Source organism: Limnomicrobium aquaticum, assembly GCF_040545545.1.
Taxonomy (GTDB): Bacteria; Pseudomonadota; Alphaproteobacteria; order Rhizobiales; family Rhizobiaceae; genus Ensifer_A; species Ensifer_A aquaticum.
The window spans coordinates 402,961-422,228 of record NZ_JBEPMB010000002.1 but is presented as its reverse complement, the minus strand read 5'-3'; the positions used below and the strand labels follow the sequence as shown (position 1 = coordinate 422,228).

The 19,268-nt window shown below is 61.2% G+C and carries 16 protein-coding genes; 11 read left to right on the top strand and 5 right to left on the bottom strand.

From position 1 onward, the window contains the following. Positions 1-141 precede the first annotated feature (141 nt). From ABID16_RS10685 to ABID16_RS10675, 3 genes are all read right to left on the bottom strand, one after another. Positions 142-1,143 carry a 4-hydroxyproline epimerase gene (locus tag ABID16_RS10685; RefSeq protein WP_354556314.1) on the bottom strand — a complete coding sequence of 334 codons (1,002 nt, stop codon included), beginning with the start codon at positions 1,141-1,143 and terminating at the stop codon, positions 142-144. A 17-nt stretch (positions 1,144-1,160) separates the two neighbouring features. Next, positions 1,161-2,393, bottom strand: coding sequence for an NAD(P)/FAD-dependent oxidoreductase (locus ABID16_RS10680; RefSeq protein ID WP_354556313.1), 1,233 nt, complete (start codon positions 2,391-2,393; stop codon positions 1,161-1,163). A gap of 104 nt (positions 2,394-2,497) precedes the next feature. Beyond that, a complete protein-coding gene (locus tag ABID16_RS10675; protein WP_354556312.1) occupies positions 2,498-3,904 on the bottom strand; it encodes a helix-turn-helix domain-containing protein in 1,407 nt (468 codons plus the stop codon). 119 nt (positions 3,905-4,023) lie between these two features. On the opposite strand from ABID16_RS10675, the gene ABID16_RS10670 reads away from it, so the two are divergent. From ABID16_RS10670 to ABID16_RS10620, 11 genes are all read left to right on the top strand, one after another. Next, positions 4,024-5,556: an acyl-CoA carboxylase subunit beta gene (locus tag ABID16_RS10670; protein ID WP_354556311.1), complete on the top strand. Its 1,533-nt coding sequence runs from the start codon at positions 4,024-4,026 to the stop codon at positions 5,554-5,556. Positions 5,557-5,568: 12 nt separating this feature from the next. Beyond that, complete coding sequence (locus ABID16_RS10665) at positions 5,569-6,441, top strand: hypothetical protein (protein WP_354556310.1); 873 nt, start codon at positions 5,569-5,571, stop codon at positions 6,439-6,441. Positions 6,442-6,482: 41 nt separating this feature from the next. Continuing rightward, complete coding sequence (yghU, locus tag ABID16_RS10660; RefSeq protein ID WP_354556309.1) at positions 6,483-7,397, top strand: glutathione-dependent disulfide-bond oxidoreductase; 915 nt, start codon at positions 6,483-6,485, stop codon at positions 7,395-7,397. Between the two features lie 6 nt (positions 7,398-7,403). Beyond that, the gene (locus ABID16_RS10655; RefSeq protein WP_354556308.1) at positions 7,404-7,781 is read left to right on the top strand and encodes a hypothetical protein; all 378 of its coding nucleotides are present in this window, start codon (positions 7,404-7,406) and stop codon (positions 7,779-7,781) included. A gap of 4 nt (positions 7,782-7,785) precedes the next feature. After that, the gene (queC, locus tag ABID16_RS10650) at positions 7,786-8,490 is read left to right on the top strand and encodes a 7-cyano-7-deazaguanine synthase QueC (protein ID WP_354556307.1); all 705 of its coding nucleotides are present in this window, start codon (positions 7,786-7,788) and stop codon (positions 8,488-8,490) included. Positions 8,491-8,519: 29 nt separating this feature from the next. Then, positions 8,520-10,520: an acetyl-CoA carboxylase biotin carboxylase subunit gene (locus tag ABID16_RS10645; protein WP_354556306.1), complete on the top strand. Its 2,001-nt coding sequence runs from the start codon at positions 8,520-8,522 to the stop codon at positions 10,518-10,520. 268 nt (positions 10,521-10,788) lie between these two features. Then, a complete protein-coding gene (gene scpA, locus ABID16_RS10640) occupies positions 10,789-12,927 on the top strand; it encodes a methylmalonyl-CoA mutase (RefSeq protein ID WP_354556305.1) in 2,139 nt (712 codons plus the stop codon). A 302-nt stretch (positions 12,928-13,229) separates the two neighbouring features. Further along, positions 13,230-13,805 (top strand): helix-turn-helix domain-containing protein, encoded by a 576-nt coding sequence (locus ABID16_RS10635; protein WP_435532410.1) that lies wholly within the window; start codon positions 13,230-13,232, stop codon positions 13,803-13,805. Positions 13,806-13,807: 2 nt separating this feature from the next. Then, entirely contained in the window at positions 13,808-14,335 is a 528-nt protein-coding gene (locus tag ABID16_RS10630; RefSeq protein WP_354556303.1) for a GNAT family N-acetyltransferase, read from the top strand. A gap of 366 nt (positions 14,336-14,701) precedes the next feature. Continuing rightward, positions 14,702-16,276 carry a Re/Si-specific NAD(P)(+) transhydrogenase subunit alpha gene (locus tag ABID16_RS10625; RefSeq protein ID WP_354556302.1) on the top strand — a complete coding sequence of 525 codons (1,575 nt, stop codon included), beginning with the start codon at positions 14,702-14,704 and terminating at the stop codon, positions 16,274-16,276. Between the two features lie 17 nt (positions 16,277-16,293). Beyond that, positions 16,294-17,727 (top strand): NAD(P)(+) transhydrogenase (Re/Si-specific) subunit beta, encoded by a 1,434-nt coding sequence (locus ABID16_RS10620; protein ID WP_354556301.1) that lies wholly within the window; start codon positions 16,294-16,296, stop codon positions 17,725-17,727. A gap of 194 nt (positions 17,728-17,921) precedes the next feature. Here ABID16_RS10620 and ABID16_RS10615 read toward each other — a convergent pair whose 3' ends face one another. Together ABID16_RS10615 and infC are read right to left on the bottom strand one after the other, a co-directional pair. Then, entirely contained in the window at positions 17,922-18,479 is a 558-nt protein-coding gene (locus tag ABID16_RS10615) for an NADPH-dependent FMN reductase (protein WP_354556300.1), read from the bottom strand. A gap of 132 nt (positions 18,480-18,611) precedes the next feature. Further along, positions 18,612-19,148 (bottom strand): translation initiation factor IF-3, encoded by a 537-nt coding sequence (gene infC, locus ABID16_RS10610; RefSeq protein WP_354556523.1) that lies wholly within the window; start codon positions 19,146-19,148, stop codon positions 18,612-18,614. Between the last annotated feature and the right edge of the window lie 120 nt (positions 19,149-19,268).

The window sequence follows — 19,268 nt, the reverse complement described above, 5'->3', positions numbered from 1 at the left end:
CATGTGACATGCGCCACGAGTCGTCTCCCCCCTTGTGGGGGAGATGGCCGGCAGGCCAGAGGGGGAGTCAAGCCCGCAGCGGTTGCCATAGAACACCTCATCCGGCCCTTCGGGCCACCTTCTCCCCTGGGGGAGAAGGGGTCAGATCACCGTGAACCCATGCGCATAGGGGTCGCGATCGTCGATGAAGATCGTGTTGAAACCGGTCTGGCGGGCCCAGCCGCCGACGGAGGGGATGATGCCATCGCGGTTGCCGACTTTGACCGCCGCCTCGACGCGGCCCTTGAAGAGCGAGCCGATGATGCTTTCATGGATGAAATCGTCACCGACCTTGAGCTTGCCTTTGGCGGCCCATTGCGCCATGCGGGCTGACGTGCCGGTGCCGCAGGGCGAGCGGTCGATGGCCTTTTCGCCGTAGAAGACCGCGTTGCGGGCGGTGGCTTCCGGATGCTTCGGCGCGCCTGCCCACAGGATGTGGCGCAGGCCGTTGATCTCCGGGTTTTCCGGATGGACGAACTTGTATTTCTCGTTCAGTGCCTTGCGCAGCTTCGGTGAATAGCCGACCAGTTCGCCGGCCGTATAATCGGCGATATCGCGGAAACACGCTTGAGGATCGACGATGGCGTAGAAATTGCCGCCATAGGCAACGTCCACCTTGACCTCGCCCAGGCCCTCGACTTCGGCGGTGAGGCCCTCTTCATAGAGGAAGGAGGCGACATTGGTGAGGCGCACTTCCTCGACGAAGCGGCCTTCCTGCCTGTAGTTGGCGACCACGAGGCCGGCGGGCGTGTCGAGGCGCAGCACACCCGGCTCCTTCGGCGTCACCAGCCCGTTTTCGATCGCCATCGTCACGGTACCGATCGTGCCGTGGCCGCACATGGGCAGGCAGCCGGACGTCTCGATGAAGAGCACGGCGACATCGCAATCGGGGCGCGTCGGCGGATAGAGGATCGAGCCGGACATCATGTCGTGGCCGCGCGGCTCGAACATGAGGCCGGTGCGGATCCAGTCATATTCAGCGAGGAAATGCGCGCGCTTCTCGATCATGTTGGCGCCTTCGAGGCGCGGGCCGCCCCCTGCCACCAGCCGGACCGGATTGCCGCAGGTGTGGCCGTCGATGCATTGGAACGTGTGGTTGGCCATGATGTCCTCGCGAAAGTTCAGAAGCGCTGGGCGCGGAAGGGTTTCATGTCGATGGCGGGTGCCTTGCCCTCGACCAGATCGGCCGCCAGTTCCGCCGTGCCCGCCGATTGGGTGAGGCCCAGATGGCCGTGGCCGAAGGCGTAGACGATCGCCGGCGTTGCCGACGAGGGCGAGATGACCGGCAGGCTGTCGGGCATGGAGGGGCGGAAACCCATCCACTGCTTCCCGCCCTCGGTCTTCAGAGCCGGCAGGAAGGCTTTTGCCTTCGATAGCAGGAATTCGGCGCGCTTCATATTGGGCGCAAGCTTCAGCCCGCCAAGTTCCACCGCCCCGCCCACACGGACGCCATCGCCGATGCGGCTGACCACGAAGGCGTGGTTCGAGAAGGTGACATGGGTCTTCAGGTCGAAGGCGCCGGCCGGAAGCGTCGTATTGTAACCGCGCTCGGTTTCCAGCGGCACGGCATCGCCGAGTTCGCGGGTGAGCGCTTTCGACCACGCGCCGCCGGCAATAACGGCGCGGTCATAAATCCCGTCAATGCGCCCGCCCTCGATCCAGACACCACCTTCTGCGGGGCGCACGGCCTGCACGGTTGCGATCTCGATGCGGCCGCCGGCAGCACGAAAGCGTGTTGCCAGTTCCTCGACCCAGCATTTCGGATCGGTGACATTCGACCAGTCGGGCGTGAAGCCCGCATGGGTGAAGCGCGGCGCGATGCCCGGCTGGATTTCGGCAATCTCGGCCGGGCTTTTGAGGAAATGGAAGCGCACGCCATGGCGCTCACGCTCCCGCCATTCCGGTTGCGAGGCCTCGAACTGGGCAGCACCCTCATAGAGCTGCAGCTGGCCTTCGCGGCGCAGATGCGCCTCCATGCCGTGCTCCACCGCGAGACGTTCGAGCGCATTGCGCGATTGGCTCATGAGCGCAGATTGCGCGGCCAGCGACGCCTCGTAGCGATCCGTCCGGCTGGCGCGCCAGAAGCGCAGCAGCCAGGGTGCGATATTGAGCGCATAGGCCGGCGGAATGGAGAGCGGCCCCAGCGGATCGAGCAGCCATTTCGGCGCCTTGCGCATGACGCCGGGCGTGGCAAGGGGAATGACATCGGTGAACGCAAAGGCGCCCGCATTTCCTTGAGAGGTGGCGGAGGCAACGCCCTCGCGGTCGAAGATCGTCACATCGTGCCCGCGCACGGCCAGTTGCAGGCCGGTAGAGACCCCGATGACGCCAGCTCCGATGATCGCGATTTTCATGATGGCCTGCTACCGAATGCCTAAGAGACTTCCTGTATATTTTTTGTCGACAACGTTTTCAAGAGGAGAGATAGGCTGCCTGCCAGCGGCTACTTCATTCCCACTCACAGAAAATCATACGGGATAAACCCGCGATCGTTCGGCTCGATGACCAGCTTGCGCTTCAGCGGCGGCACGGCGCGCTGGTGGCAGTCGCGGCGTTCGCAGATGCGGCAGGAGATCCCGATGGGCTCGAAGGCCTCCGCGCGGGCGATGTCGAGATCGTCGGCATAGACGAGTTCGCCGGCATATTCGATCTGGCATCCGAGCGCGAGCGCGTGGCGCTGCACCGGTGCGCGGAAGCCGCCGGAGCGTTTGGAGACGGTCATGGCGAGGCAGAGATAGCGCGCGCCATCCGGTGTTTCGGCCAGTTGCCGGATGATGCGGTCGGGCGTCTCGAAGGCGCGGTGGACGTTCCACAAGGGACAGGCCGAGCCGAAGCGGGCAAATTGCAGGCGCGTGGCGCTGTGGCGCTTGGTGATCGTGCCGGCCTGATCGACGCGGGCGAAGAAGAAAGGCACGCCTTTCGCGCCCGGCCGCTGGAGCGTGGACAAGCGGTGGCAGACCTGTTCAAGGCTCGCGCCGAAGCGGTCGCAGAGGAGTTCGAGATCGTAGCGCAATTCCTTCGCCGCCGCTGCAAATGCACCGTAGGGCAGCATGACCGCGCCGGCGAAATAGTTCGCCAATCCGATGCGACAGATCGCGCCGGCGTCAGCTGAGCGAAATTCCGCCTTGGAAATAATGCCGTCGATGATCTTCTGGTGCTCGATCAGCGCGATCTGGTGGGCGATCTGGAAGGCATTCGTCGCATTGTCGGTGCGCGGGTTGAGCGTCAGGACGCGGCCGACGGGATCGTAGCGGCGCACCGCATTGCCCTGCCCGCCCATGACGACGCGGACGCGATGCTTCTTCTCGATCGTGTCGGCCATCTGGCGCACGCGGTTGCGCGGGCTTTCGCCCATGCCGCTCGCGAGCTTTTCGGCGGCGACGTCCAGTTCGTGGATGTAGTTGTCGATATAGTGGAAGAAATCGCGCACCTCTTCATAGGGCGTCGGCTCGGTGGCGGCGGCCCGCGCAATCGTATCGTCCAGTTCGGCCAGCTGCTCGCCGGCGCGGCGCAGCGCGCGATGCATGGAGAGGAAGGCATGTGCCACGTCCGGCGCGCTCTGGATGACGAGTTTCAGGTCCTGCACGGAGGGCTGCGCGCCGGAAAACAGCGGATCGGCGAAGGCCTCGCCGAGATCGGCGATCAGCCGGTCGCTATCGTCCTGCGAGAGGCTGGCGATATCGAGCGCGAATTGCGAGGCGAGCGCCAGCAGCACCGGCGCGGTGACATGCCGCTGGTTCGTTTCCAGCTGCGACAGGTAGCTCACCGAAATCCCGAGCTTGCCGGCAAAGCCTGCCTGGGTCAGGCCCGCCTCCTGGCGGATATCGCGCAGTTTCCGGCCAATGAAGAGTTTTTGAGCGCGCATGGCTTCACAATTTCGCAATTTGCAGATTTTTAATTTGATACTTTCACAACGCCGCCTTTTCAATCCTTCCGATAGGCGTAATTTACCGCTACCCAAGAGAGACAGATGGAGGAGCAGACATGCAGGACATCCTTGAGAAGCTTGAAGCGCGGCGTGCGGAAGCCCGGCTTGGCGGCGGCCAGAAGCGGATCGATGCGCAGCATGGCAAGGGCAAGCTGACGGCGCGCGAGCGGCTGGATGTGCTGCTGGATGAAGGCTCCTTCGAAGAATACGACATGTACAAGGCGCATCGCTGCACCGATTTCGGCATGGCCGAGCAGCGCTTTCCGGGCGATGGCGTCATCACCGGCTGGGGCACGATCAATGGCCGCCCGGTTTACGTCTTCTCCCAGGACTTCACCGTCTTCGGCGGCTCGCTCTCCGAGACGCATGCCGAAAAGATCTGCAAGATCATGGATCTCGCCGTCCAGAACGGCGCGCCGGTGATCGGCCTCAACGATTCCGGCGGCGCGCGTATCCAGGAAGGTGTCGCCTCGCTGGGCGGCTATGCGGAAGTGTTCTGGCGCAATGTACAGGCCTCCGGCGTCATCCCGCAGATTTCCGTCATCATGGGCCCCTGCGCCGGCGGCGCGGTCTATTCGCCGGCCATGACCGACTTCATTTATATGGTGAAGGACACATCCTACATGTTCGTGACCGGGCCGGATGTGGTGAAGACGGTCACCAACGAGATCGTCTCGGCGGAGGAGCTGGGCGGCGCCTCGACGCATGCGAAGAAGTCCTCCGTTGCGGACGGCGCTTTTGAAAATGACGTCGAGGCGCTTCTTGAAATCCGCCGCATGTTCGACTTCCTGCCGCTGTCGAGCCGCGAGAAGCCGCCTGTGCTGCCGACTGCCGATAAGGCCGATCGTCTGGAAATGGCGCTGGACACGATCATTCCGGACAATCCGAACAAGCCCTACGACATGCACGAGGTGATCGCCCGCATTGCCGACGAGGCGGATTTCTTCGAGGTGCAGAAGGATCACGCCAAGAACATTCTCTGCGGCTTTGTCCGGTTGAACGGTTCGACCGTTGGGGTTGTCGCCAACCAGCCGATGGTGCTGGCCGGCTGCCTCGATATCGACAGCGCCAAGAAGGCCGCCCGCTTCGTGCGCTTCTGCGACGCCTTCAACATCCCGATCCTGACGCTGGTCGATGTTCCGGGCTTCCTGCCCGGCACCGCCCAGGAATATGGCGGCATCATCAAGCATGGCGCGAAGCTGCTCTTCGCCTATGCCGAGGCCACCGTGCCGAAGGTGACCGTCATCACCCGCAAGGCCTATGGCGGGGCCTATGACGTGATGTCGTCCAAGCATATCCGCGCCGACGTCAACTATGCCTGGCCGACCGCCCAGATCGCCGTCATGGGCGCGAAGGGCGCCACCGAAATCCTCTACCGCTCGGAACTGGGCGACGCTGACAAGATCGCCGCCCGCACCAAGGAATACGAAGACAATTTCGCCAATCCGTTCAAGGCAGCGGAGCGCGGCTTCATCGACGAGGTCATCATGCCGCATTCGACGCGGCGGCGCGTGATCCGGGCGTTTGAAATGCTGAAGACCAAAGAAGTGGCGCAGCCGAAGCGGAAGCACGACAATATTCCGCTGTGAGGGAAAGTGGCAATGCAGGATTCGGATCTCAAAAGCCTCTACCAAGATATATACATATATCTTAATTCACACGTCTCAAATCTCCTCTATGTCGCTGTAGCATCGGTTGTTCTTGTTGCTCTAATGCAAGCTTTAGTGGGCCGCATGTATGCAACTCTCCGCCTCAGTGTGCTTTCACCTGTGGAGCGTCGAAAATCGCTGGAAATCGAGGAGGTTGAGGCGCTAAGGCGTAAGATTGAGAACGAAAAAGATAAGGAGAAAAAGCTCGAATTGGAGGCGTTAAGGGCCAGCCTGAAATCGCAGTTTGAAGAAAATCTAAAAGACTCATTGAGATACAAAGATGGCCAGCCAACCAGCAATTGGAAAGAGGTTCTGATTCAATCAAGGTCAAGATTAATTGAAGAAGAAGATCGCCTTTCATCAAGATCGTCTACCAATCTAATTTATGGAATTATTTTCTCTGCATTTTCCTTAATAATTATATTTGTTATATTAGTGATTTTTCCCGCAAGCAAAATTCCAGAGAACTGGTACGAATTTGCAGCATATTACGGTTCTAGATTTACGTTTATAATAATTAGCCAGATTTTGGCCTCATTCTTTCTGAAAATGTATGTCTCCAATGAAAAAGATATATTGAAGAACAAGAATGAAATTACGAATATAGAATTGAGATTGACCGCTGGTCTTATGGCTTCCGATAAAGATAGCCAGTTAAATGCCGTTTCCGCAGCTCTATCTAAAGAGGAGCGAAACTTTATAATTGGAAAAGGCGAAAAAATCGCTCCTGATTTCAATAAAGAAACGACAACAATGGTAATAGAAATTGTCGAAGCGATACTGAAACATCTACCCAACAGCGGTAGAGCAGCAAAGGACGACTAATTTTAGCACCGTCCCCGACTGAGAGAAATGGAAGATGCACCATGACCGACGAAACCAAATTCCCGCCCGAGAAGAACTTTCCCGCCGGCTATCAGCCGCCCAAGGTCTGGACCTGGGAAAAGGGCAATGGCGGCGCGTTTGCCAGCATCAACCGGCCAATTGCCGGTCCCACGCATGAGAAGGAATTGCCGGTCGGCAAGCATCCGCTGCAGCTTTATTCGCTCGGAACGCCGAACGGCGTGAAGGTGACGATCCTGCTGGAAGAATTGCTCGCCGCCGGTCATTCGGGCGCGGAATATGATGCCTGGCTGATCAGGATCAACGATGGCGACCAGTTCGGTTCGGGCTTTGTCGAAGTCAATCCGAATTCCAAGATCCCGGCGATGATGGACCATGCGCCTGTGGACGGCGGTGCGCCGATCCGGCTCTTCGAGTCCGCCTCGATGATGACCTATCTTGCCGACAAGTTCGGCGCGTTTCTGCCGAAGGATGCGCGGAAGCGCGCCGAAGTGATGAACTGGCTGTTCTGGCAGATGGGTTCCGCGCCCTTCCTCGGCGGCGGTTTCGGCCATTTCTACGAATATGCGCCGATCAAGATCCAGTATGCCATCGACCGCTACGCCATGGAGGTGAAGCGCCAGCTCGATGTGCTCAACCGTCAGCTCGCCGACCATGAATTCATCGCCGGCGAAGACTATTCCATCGCCGATATGGCGATCCTGCCCTGGTATGGGCGTCTGGCCGCCAAGGCTGCGTATAGCGATGCCGGCGATTTCCTGTCGGTGGACGAGTACGAGCATGTGCAGCGCTGGCGCAAGCAGCTCTTCGCCCGTCCCGCCGTCGAGCGCGGCTCCATGGTCAATCGCGTCTTCGGCGAACCGTCGATGCAGCTGCATGAGCGCCACGACGCCTCGGATTTCGAGACGAAGACGCAAGACAAGATCGGGAAGGCTTGAGACAACATGGGCAAGCTTCCTGAAATGACCAAGCATCGCGGTTTCCCGTCAGGCCTGACGGGAACCGGCTGGCAATTCACCATCCGCCGCGCCAATCCGCGCGGCGTCACCAAGCTCTTCGAAAAGCCGCGCCCGATGACCGCCGACAAGACGGAGCCCTTAGCGGACGCCGCCTTTCTCCACGCGCTCTGGCACCATTTCGGTGAAGAGCCCTTCGAGCGCGGCAATCTGGATGCCGGCCGCCTCTCGCGCCTTTTCAAGCGCGAGATCGTGCCGGCCGAGCACCCGTTCGACCCGGAATCCTACACCGCCCTTCTCAAGATCAACATGAACGTCGCGCGGGCCAATTTCCCGCAGTCGTTCGACGATGTGTTCGAGGTGTGAGGCGATGATGGAGGGCAAGGCGCTTGTGCTGTTTTCCGGCGGGCAGGATTCCGCGACCTGCCTTGCCTGGGCGCTGGAGACATTCGAGGCCGTCGAGACGATCGGCTTCGACTACCGGCAGAAGCACAGCGTCGAGCTGGAGGTGCGGCTGCACTTCTTGACAGAGCTGAAGGCAAAGTTTCCGCACTGGGCGGCGAAGCTCGGCGAGGACCATATGGTCGATATGGGCCTGCTCGGCGCGATTTCGGAAACCGCGCTGACCCGCGACATGGAAATCGAAATGGACGAGGCGGGCCTGCCGAACACATTCGTTCCGGGCCGCAACCTCCTCTTTTTCACAGCCGCCGCCGCACTCGCCTATCGGCGCAATGCGAAACATCTCGTCGGCGGCATGTGCGAGACGGATTATTCCGGCTATCCGGACTGCCGCGACGACACGCTGAAAAGCCTGCAGGTGACGCTCTCGCTGGGGCTCGACCGACGGCAGGTCATCCACACGCCGCTGATGTGGCTGACCAAGGCTCAGACCTGGCGGATGGCCGAGGCGCTGGGCGGTAAGCCGCTGGTCGATCTCATTCTGGAGGAAAGCCATAGCTGCTATCGCGGCGACCGCTCGACGCGGCAGGCCTGGGGCTATGGCTGCGGAACCTGCCCGGCCTGTGAGCTCAGGCAGGCAGGCTACGAACAATATCGCGCCGAGCGTCTGTGATCGGCGATCAAGGGTAGGAAACAAACGGCATGTTCAAGAAGATCCTCATTGCCAATCGCGGCGAAATCGCCTGCCGCGTCATGAAGTCCGCGAAGAAGATGGGCATTGCGACGGTGGCGGTCTATTCCGACGCCGACCGGGATGCCGAGCATGTGAAGATGGCGGATGAGGCCGTGCATATCGGCGCGCCGCCGGCGGCACAGAGCTACCTTCTGGCCGACAGGATCATCGCGGCCTGCAAGAAGACCGGAGCGGAAGCCGTCCACCCCGGCTATGGCTTCCTCTCCGAACGCGCCTCCTTCTGCGAGGCGCTGGAGAGCCAAGGCATCGTCTTCATCGGCCCGAAGGTGAAGGCCATCGAGGCGATGGGCGACAAGATCACCTCCAAGAAGATCGCGGCCGAAGCCGGCGTTTCGACCGTGCCCGGCTATATGGGCCTGATCGACGATGCCGAACATGCGGTGAAGATTTCCAGAGAAATCGGCTATCCGGCGATGATCAAGGCCTCTGCCGGCGGTGGCGGCAAGGGCATGCGCATTGCCTGGAACGACGACGAGGCCCGCGAGGGCTTCGCCCGCTCGAAGTCGGAAGCGGCCTCCTCCTTCGGCGATGACCGCATCTTCATCGAGAAATTCATCGTCGAGCCGCGCCATATCGAAATCCAGCTGCTCGGCGACGCGCATGGCAATGTGCTTTATCTCAACGAACGCGAATGTTCGGTACAGCGGCGAAACCAGAAGGTCGTGGAAGAGGCCCCCTCGCCCTTCCTCGATGAAAAGACGCGGCGCGCCATGGGTGAGCAGTCGGTGGCACTCGCCAAGGCCGTCGACTACCAGAGCGCCGGCACGGTCGAATTCATCGTCGACAAGGACCGCAATTTCTACTTCCTCGAAATGAACACCCGCCTGCAGGTGGAGCATCCCGTCACCGAACTGATCACCGGGCTCGATCTGGTCGAACTGATGATCCGGGTTGCCGCCGGCGAGGCGCTGCCGATTGGCCAAAAGGATGTGAAGATCAATGGCTGGGCGGTGGAAAGCCGGCTCTATGCCGAAGACCCCTATCGCAACTTCCTGCCCTCCATCGGCCGGCTGACGCGCTACCGTCCGCCGCAGGAAGAGACGAAGGGCGGCATCACCGTGCGCAACGACACGGGCGTCACCGAAGGTTCGGAAATCTCGATGTATTACGACCCGATGATTGCCAAGCTCTGCACCCATGCACCGACGCGGCTTGAGGCCGTGGACGCCATGGCGGATGCGCTGGACCGCTTCGAGGTCGAAGGCATCGGCCATAACCTGCCCTTCCTCTCCGCCCTCATGCAGCATCCGCGCTGGCGCGAGGGGCGGCTTTCGACGGGCTTCATTGCGGAGGAATATCCGGAAGGCTTCGGCCCGGTCGCGCCGGATGAGGCAAGCGCCCACAGCTTTGCGGCGGCGGCCCTCGTGCTCTCGCGGATCGCCAGCGAGCGCAATGCCAAGATCTCCGGCAGCCGCTTTTCGGTCGGCGTCGGCAATGGCCATGAGAAGATCGTGCTGGTCGCGGGTCATACGACCAAGACCGAGATCTCGCATCTTTCCACCGGCTTCGGCGTCAGCCTCGAAGGCGGGCCGGTGCTGCAGGTCGAAACGACATGGCTGCCGGGCCATCCGCTGGCCGAAGTGCTGATCGAGGGCAAGGCAATCGCCTTCAAGGTCCAGCCGGCCCCCGGCGGTTTCCGCATGCGCCGGCGCGGCATGGATGTGAAGGTTCAGGTTCTCTCGCCCCGCGTCGCGGAACTGGCCGCGCTGATGCCCGCAAAGGCCCCGCCGGACACGTCTAATCTCCTCCTCTGCCCCATGCCCGGCCTGATCACCTCCGTGCTGGTGAAGGAGGGTGACGAAGTGCAGGAAGGCCAGGCGCTGGCCATCGTCGAGGCGATGAAGATGGAAAACATGCTGCGGGCGGAAAAGCGGGCACGCGTGTCGAAGGTGCTGGCGAAGCCGGGCGCGAGCCTCGCGGTCGATGATGTGATCATGGAGTTTGCTTGAGGCACCCGTCCTCTCCCCTTGTGGGAGAGGATAGCCTGCCCCAAGAGGCGTAGCCGATTGGCTAGGCAGGCTTGGTGAGGGGTGAATTGCGGCGGTGCCAAGGGGAGAACCCCTCACCTGCGATTTCTAACACTTAGCTGAAGCTAAGATGTTGAAATCGCTTCCTCTCCCACAAGGGGAGAGGAGGGACCGCGGCTTACCTCCCCACAAAGGGGAGATAGGCGGCGCGCGTTGATGAACGAACCCGAGGATCGAGGAGACGCCTCAAATGACGAAGACGATCAATTCCGCATGGCTCCCTCTCGCCTCGAAGGAACTGAAGGGCGCGGACCCTTCGACGCTCAACAAGGACATGCCTGAAGGCATCACCCTGAAGCCGCTCTACACGGCGGACGACCTCCCCGCCGAGGCCGCCACCGCCCTTCCCGGTATTGCCCCGTTCACGCGCGGCGTGCGCGCCACCATGTATGCGGGCCAGCCCTGGACGATCCGGCAATATGCGGGGTTCTCCACGGCGGAAGAGTCCAACGCCTTCTACCGCAAGAACCTCGCGGCCGGGCAGAAGGGCCTGTCGGTTGCCTTCGACCTTGCAACACACCGCGGCTATGACAGCGACCATCCCCGCGTCGTCGGCGATGTCGGCAAGGCGGGCGTGGCGATCGATAGCGTCGAGGACATGAAGATCCTGTTCGACGGGATTCCGCTCGGCGAGATGAGCGTGTCCATGACCATGAACGGCGCGATCATTCCGGTGCTTGCCATGTTCATCGTGGCCGGCGAGGAGCAGGGCGTGCCGCGCGCCAGGCTCACCGGCACGGTCCAGAACGACATTCTCAAGGAGTTCATGGTCCGCAACACCTATATCTATCCTCCGGAACCCTCGATGCGGATCGTGGCCGATATCATCGAGTTTACGGCGAAGGAGATGCCGAAGTTCAATTCCATCTCCATTTCCGGCTATCACATGCAGGAAGCCGGTGCGACGCTCTCCCAGGAACTGGCCTATACGCTGGCCGACGGCATGGAATATGTGCGTGCGGCGATGAAGAAGGGCCTCGATGTCGACGACTTCGCCGGCCGGCTCTCGTTCTTCTTCTGCATCGGCATGAATATCTTCATGGAAGCGGCCAAGCTGCGCGCCGCGCGCCAGCTCTGGTCGAAGATCATGACGGATTTCGGCGCGAAGTCCGAGCGCTCGAAGATGCTGCGCACGCATTGTCAGACGTCAGGCGTGTCGCTGACCGAGCAGGACCCGTATAACAACGTCGTCCGCACGGCCTATGAGGCGCTGGCCGCCGTCCTTGGCGGCACGCAGTCGCTGCACACCAATTCCTTCGATGAGGCGATTGCGCTGCCGACGGAGTTTTCCGCCCGCATTGCCCGCAATACGCAGCTGATCCTGCAACACGAAACGGGTGTGACGAATGTCGTCGATCCGCTCGGCGGCTCCTATTATGTCGAGGCGCTGACGGCGCAGCTCGCGGAAGAGGCCTGGAGCATGATCCAGGAGGTCGAAAGCCTGGGCGGCATGACGAAGGCGGTCGAGCAGGGCCTGCCGAAGATGCGCATCGAGGAGGCGGCCACGCGCAAGCAGGCCCGCATCGACCGGGGTGAAGACGTCATCGTCGGCGTCAACAAGTTCCGGCTGGAAAACGAAGCGCCGGTCGACATTCTCGAAATCGACAATGCCAAGGTGCGCCTGAGCCAGATCGCGCGGCTCACCCGCATGCGCGAAACCCGCGATGGCAAGGCCGTCGATGCAGCCCTGAAGGCACTCGAAAAGGTCGCGGCAACCGGCCAGGGCAATCTTCTGTCGGCTGCCGTGGATGCGGCCCGCGCCCGCGCCTCGCTCGGCGAAATTTCGGACGCGATGGAGCGCGCCTTCTCGCGCCACCATGCCTCAACGCGCGTCATTTCCGGCGTCTATGCCGATGCCTATCAGGAAGATGCGGAATACAAGGCGATCCGCGCCAAGATCGAGGCCTTCAAGGCCGAGCGCGGCACCGATCCCTCCATCCTCGTCGCCAAGATGGGCCAGGACGGCCATGATCGCGGCGCAAAGGTCATTGCCACCGCCTTTGCCGACATGGGCTTTCGCGTGGAACTGACCGACATGTTCGAGACGCCGGCGGAAGTTGCCGACAAGGCGGTGGCCAAAAGGGTCGATGTCATCGGCGTCTCGTCGCTGGCCGCCGGTCACAAGACGCTGATCCCGGAACTCATTGCAAAGCTCAAGGAAAAGGGTGCCGACGACATCATCGTGGTGGCCGGCGGCGTCATCCCGGAGCAGGACTATCAGTTCCTGCGCGATGCCGGCGTGGCCGAAATCTTCGGCCCCGGCTCGAATGTCATGGCGGCGGCCAATGCGGTTCTGGGGGATATCGTGGGCTTACGGCGCAACCGGTGAGGGTTTGCTTGCCGTCACCAAGCCTTCGGTCGTACAGGGTTTATTGCTTGCCGTGCGACGCGGTCCATACGCTGAAAGGATGGAATAGCGAGCAGAGCCTTCCCCACCTCTTTCGCGCTTTGGAGCAATTCCAGCGAAAGTGGAAACCGGCTTCGCGTCCGGAGTTACGTAAGAACAAAGAGATAGATCGATTCAGCGTTTCAAGGAGAGATTAAAACGATCTAGGCGTGCGGCCTTCTTCGCACGCTTAAAATCTCCTCCACGATGCGCTTGACTCCACTATAGGAACTATTCATTCTCCTATAATGGAAGACTCAAACGGCGACCTCGAGAAGAACATCGGCTCATCGCTAAAGGCGCTGCGGATTGCGCGCGCGATGACACTGGACCAGTTGGCCTCCGCATCCGGCGTCAGCCGGGCGATGATCTCCAAGATCGAACGCGGGGAGGCAAGCCCGACGGCAGTGCTGCTGGCACGGCTGCTGACGCCTCTCGACGAGACGCTGTCGGGGTTTTTCTCCAATACGAACGAGACCCTCCGGCCGCTCTCGAGGCGGTCGGAACAGCCGGTCTGGCGTGACCCCGAAACGGGCTATGTCCGCCGAGCGGTATCGCCGCGCGGCCATCCTATCAATGTCGATCTGGTTGAGGTCGACTTGCCGGCGGGCGCGAGGGTTGCCCTGCCGCCCATGCAATTCAATCCGCCGCAGATGCAATATGTGTGGCTGCTGGAAGGTGCGCTGAGCATGGAATGCGACGGCGCGAGCCATGACCTCAATATTGGCGACTGCCTCTTCATGGGGCTCGAAAGCGGCATCACCTTTCACAATCGCTCCTCGCAACCCTGCCGCTATGCGGTCGTTCTCAAGAAGGGCTGATCATGACCACCATTCGCCAATTGACCGAAGACGAGACGCTGACCGCCATTCCGCAACTGACCCGTCTGTTTCGCGATACGGTCGCTGCGGGCGCATCGCTCGGTTACATGTGGCCGTTTCCGCCGGAGGAGGCGGAAGGCTTCTGGCGAGATGTGGCGGGTGCCGTTGGCCGCGGGGATACGATTCTATTGGTTGCGGAGATCGACGGGCTGATCGAGGGGACGGTGCAACTTGGCCTGAAGCTTCCGCCGAACCAGCCGCATCGCGGCGATATCAAGAAGCTGATGGTTCACCCGGATGCGCGCGGGCGCGGCTTGTCGCGGCGTCTCATGGAAGCCGCCGAAGCGGCAGCGCGGGCGCGCGGGCGGAGCCTTCTGGTGCTGGATACGGCGACCGGCGAGCCGGCGGAGGATATCTATCGGCACCTCGGATGGAGGGAAGCGGGCACCATTCCGGGCTACGCCCTCTTCCCGGACGGCCGCCCCTGCGACACAAGCGTCTACTACAAAACGCTTCGGACAGTCTCATAACTGAATTCCGGATAATCGTGATTTATAATCTAAATCGAATTAAAACTTGCCTCCGGAATTCTATCAGAAAATTTTTGGCCGAGCTTGCGACATTTTTTGCTGCATCTGCGGCCTGAAGTGTCGCCGAACATGGCTTCTACTAAATATTTCAAACTTAAAATAAATTCCTGATGGCGGCAAGCCGCTGGCGGTTCAGCGAACGATCTCGCGGTTAGGTTTACGGCGGTCAAGAGTACCGGAATCGCCTCGCGCGCAGTTGCACGAACGCCTGTTCCCTGCTTAAACGAAGACGAACTGCGTTCAAAAATTTAAAGACGGCGGGGGTGCCGTCTCCTAATATGTGCCAACGCAGGCAGGAGGACAAAGATGCTGATCGGTTCGCCACGGGAACGGCTTGAGGGAGAGGCGCGCGTCGCGATGACGCCGGACAGCGCCACCCAGCTGCAGAAACTCGGATATCAATGTGTCATCGAAGCGGGCGCGGGCAAGCTTGCCGGCTTTTCCGATGACCTTTATCGCGCCGCCGGGGTGACGGTGGTGGACACGGTCGATGCGCTCTATGCGCAGGCCGACGTGATCGCCAAGGTGCGCCCGCCGCTGGCAGACGAGGTCTCCAAACTCGCCCCCGGCAAGACGCTGATCTCCTTCTTCTATCCCGCGCAGAACAAGGACCTGCTGGAGCAGGCCAAGGGCACGGGCGCGAATGTGATCGCCATGGACATGGTGCCGCGCATTTCTCGCGCCCAGAAGATGGATGCGCTGTCTTCGATGGCCAACATCGCCGGCTACCGCGCGGTGATCGAGGCCGGCAACAATTTCGGCCGCTTCTTCACCGGCCAGGTGACAGCCGCCGGCAAGATCCCGCCGGCCAAGGTGCTGGTCATTGGCGCTGGCGTCGCGGGCCTTGCCGCTGTCGGCACCTCCGTGTCGCTCGGCGCGATCACCTATGCCTTCGACGTCCGCCCGGAAGTGGCCGAGCAGATCGAATCCATGGGCGCGAATTTCGTGTTCCTCGATTTTGCCGGCCCCGCACAGGATGGCGCGGCGACGGGCGGCTATGCGGCCCCCTCCTCGCCGGAGTTCCGCGAGGCGCAGCTGAAGAAGTTCCGCGAGATCGCCCCCGATATCGACATCGTGATCTCGACCGCGCTGATCCCGGGCCGCGATGCACCGAAGCTCTGGCTTGCCGACATGGTCGCCATGATGAAGCCGGGCTCGGTCATCGTCGACCTCGCCGCCGAACGCGGCGGCAATTGCGATCTCACGGTTCCGGACCAGAAGATCGTCACCGACAATGGCGTGACCATTGTCGGCTACACGGACTTCCCGAGCCGCATGGCCGCGCAGTCCTCGACACTCTATTCGACCAACATCCGCCACATGATGACGGACCTGACGCCGAAGAAGGATGGCGCGCTCTTCCACAACATGGAAGACGACGTGATCCGTGGCGCAACCGTCACCTATCAAGGCGAGATAACCTTCCCGCCGCCGCCGCCGAAGATCCAGGCGATTGCGGCGCAGAAGCCGAAGGAAAAAGCCAAGGAACTGACGCCGGAAGAAAAGCGGGCTGCGGAAGCCGCCGCCTTCAAGGCGCAGACGAAGCAGCAGGTCGGCCTGCTGGTTATCGGCGGGGCGCTGATCCTGCTTGCCGGCTTCTTTGCACCGGCCAGCTTCATGTCGCATTTCATCGTCTTCGTGCTCTCCTGTTTCGTCGGCTTCCAGGTCATCTGGAATGTGTCGCATTCGCTGCACACGCCGCTGATGGCGGTCACGAACGCGATCTCCTCCATCATCATTCTCGGCGCACTGATGCAGATCGGCTCCGGGAGCTTCCTGGTGACGGCGCTCGCCGCTCTCTCCGTCTTCATGGCGGGGATCAATATTTTCGGTGGCTTCATGGTCACCCGGCGCATGCTTGCCATGTTCCAGAAGTCGTGATCGGGGGAGACTGAAACATGGAATATGGATTTACCACGGCGGCCTATGTGGTCGCGGCCGTCCTCTTCATTCAGTCGCTGGGCGGACTTTCGGGCCAGGAAAGCGCCAAGCGCGCGGTCTGGTACGGCATTGTCGGCATGGCGCTCGCGGTCCTTGCGACGCTTTACGGCCCCGGAGCCGGCAACTGGCTGATTTCGCTGGTGATGATCGTCATCGGCGGCGCCATTGGCTGGGTCGTTGCCCAGCGCGTACAGATGACCGAAATGCCGCAGCTTGTTGCCGCCATGCATTCGCTGGTCGGTCTGGCGGCGGTGCTCATCGGCTTCAACACGCATATCGAGATGATCCGGCTTGCCGGCATGGATGAGGCGGCGCGTCATGCGCTGACCGGCTTTGCCGCCGTGATTGCGCACAAGAGCCCGGTCGAGATCAACATCCTGCGCGTCGAGACCTTCCTCGGCATCTTCATCGGGGCCGTGACCTTCACCGGTTCGGTTATTGCCTTCGGCAAGCTGGCCGGCAAGGTGGATGGCAAGGCGAAGAAGCTGCCGGGCGGCCATGTGCTGAACGCAGCCGCCGCGCTCATCTCGCTCGTCTTTCTCTTCGTCTATCTCTCCTCCGGTTCGACGCTTGCCATCGTCATCATGACGCTGGCAGCCCTCTTCATCGGCTACCACCTGATCATGGGCATCGGCGGCGCGGACATGCCGGTCGTGGTCTCCATGCTCAACTCCTATTCGGGCTGGGCAGCGGCGGCCATCGGCTTCTCGCTGTCGAACGACCTGCTGATCGTCGTCGGCGCGCTGGTCGGTTCTTCGGGCGCGATCCTCTCCTACATCATGTGCAAGGCGATGAACCGCTCCTTCGTGTCGGTCATCCTCGGCGGCTTTGGCGGAACGTCAGGTCCGGCGATGGCCGTCGAAGGCGAGCAGATCGCCATCGATACGGAAGGTGTCGCGGCAGCGCTCAATGATGCGGACTCGGTCATCATCGTGCCGGGCTACGGCATGGCGGTGGCGCAGGCGCAAGGGGCGGTGTCGGAACTGACCCGCAAGCTGCGCGCCGCGGGCAAGGAAGTCCGCTTCGCGATCCACCCGGTCGCCGGCCGTCTGCCCGGGCACATGAACGTGCTGCTGGCCGAAGCCAAGGTGCCCTACGACATCGTTCTGGAAATGGACGAGATCAACGAGGACTTCCCGAACACCGACGTCGTCATCGTCATCGGCTCCAACGACATCGTCAACCCGGCAGCGCAGGAAGACCCGAACTCGCCGATTGCCGGCATGCCGGTTCTGGAAGTCTGGAAGGCGAAGCAGGTGTTCGTCTCCAAGCGCGGCCAGGGCACGGGATACTCGGGCATCGAGAACCCGCTGTTCTACAAGGACAATACGCGGATGTATTACGGCGACGCGAAGGACTCGATCAACAAGCTGCTGCCGTTGATAAATTGAGGTGTCACTTCCTCTCCCCTTGTGGGAGAGGAAGTGATTTCAACACCTTAGCTTTAGCTAAGTGTTAGAAATCGCAGGTGAGGGGTCAGCTTTCCCAGACGGCTCCGATACACCCCTCACCAAGCCTGCCAAACCAATCGCCTGCGGCTCTTGGGGCAGGCTATCCTCTCCCACAAGGGGAGAGGACGAGGGTGCTATTTCCGCCCCGCCACATGCTCCGCAAAACCCTTCAGGAACCCGGCGAGCTGTTCCTTCACCTTGTCATCGCCAAGGTTCCCCTCGCCGTCGAACACCTTGTCGGCATGCGACACCATGAGCCGTCCGCCCATCCAGAGGTCGGCGCCGAAGGTGCGCATGATGGGGAGCCAGGCGTTTTGGGAGAGGATCGTGCCGAAGCCGCCGGGCGAGGCGCCGATGATGGCGATGGGCTTGTTGCGGAAGGCGATGCTGGCGCCGCCGGGGCCGCGCGAGAGCCAGTCTATGGCATTCTTGAAAACGCCGGGAATGGAATTGTTGTATTCGGGCGTGACGAGAAGCAGGCCGTCGGCTGCGATGATCTTCTCCTTCAGCACGGTGACGGCTTCGGGAATGCCGCTTTCTGCCTCAACGTCGCCGTCATAAAGCGGGATGCCGCGGATCGTGCCGATCTCCAGTTCAACGCCTTCCGGCACGAGGCCGGCGGCGGCGCGCAGCAGGGCCGAATTGAGCGAGCCCTTGCGCAGGCTTCCCGAAATCCCGATCAGTTTCGTCATCGTTTTTCTCTCTCCTTGGAATGACCGACCGAAGCATAACACGCGAAATGCGTCGATTGCGCCAGTCGCGGACAACAAAAAAGCCGCCCCAACGGACGGCTTCTTTTCATCCACTGACGGATGGGTTCACGCTCACTTCGGCGCGAGGACCATCATCATCTGGCGGCCTTCGAGCTTCGGCTCGGCTTCGACCTTGGCGATGTTGACCGTGTCTTCCTTGACCTGCATGAGCAGTTTCATGCCGAGTTCCATATGCGCCATTTCGCGTCCGCGGAAGCGCAGGGTCACCTTGACCTTGTCGCCTTCTTCGAAGAAGCGGTTCATGGCCTTCATCTTCACCTCATAGTCATGGGTGTCGATATTGGGGCGCATCTTGATTTCCTTGATCTCGACGATCTTCTGCTTCTTGCGCGCTTCGGCCGCCTTCTTCTGGTTGGCGTATTTCAGCTTGCCGAGGTCGAGGATCTTGCAGACCGGCGGTTCGGAATTCGGCGAGATTTCGACGAGATCGAGCCCCGCCTCTTCCGCCATCTTCATTGCCTCGTCCGTGGGCACGATGCCCAGGTTCTCGCCTTCTTCATTGATGAGCTGAATGCGGGGCAGGCGAATTTCCCGGTTGGCGCGAGGCCCGTCCTTTACGGGGGCGTCGGCTTTGAATGGTCTGCGAATGGTCGTATTCTCCTCAAATTGTTTCCGAGAACGTGTGCGGGGATTTGTTTCCGCTGCAATGTGTGCTTTCACGCGTGCGAGTCAATAGCATGGTTCGCGGGAAAAATCACCATCTGTGCT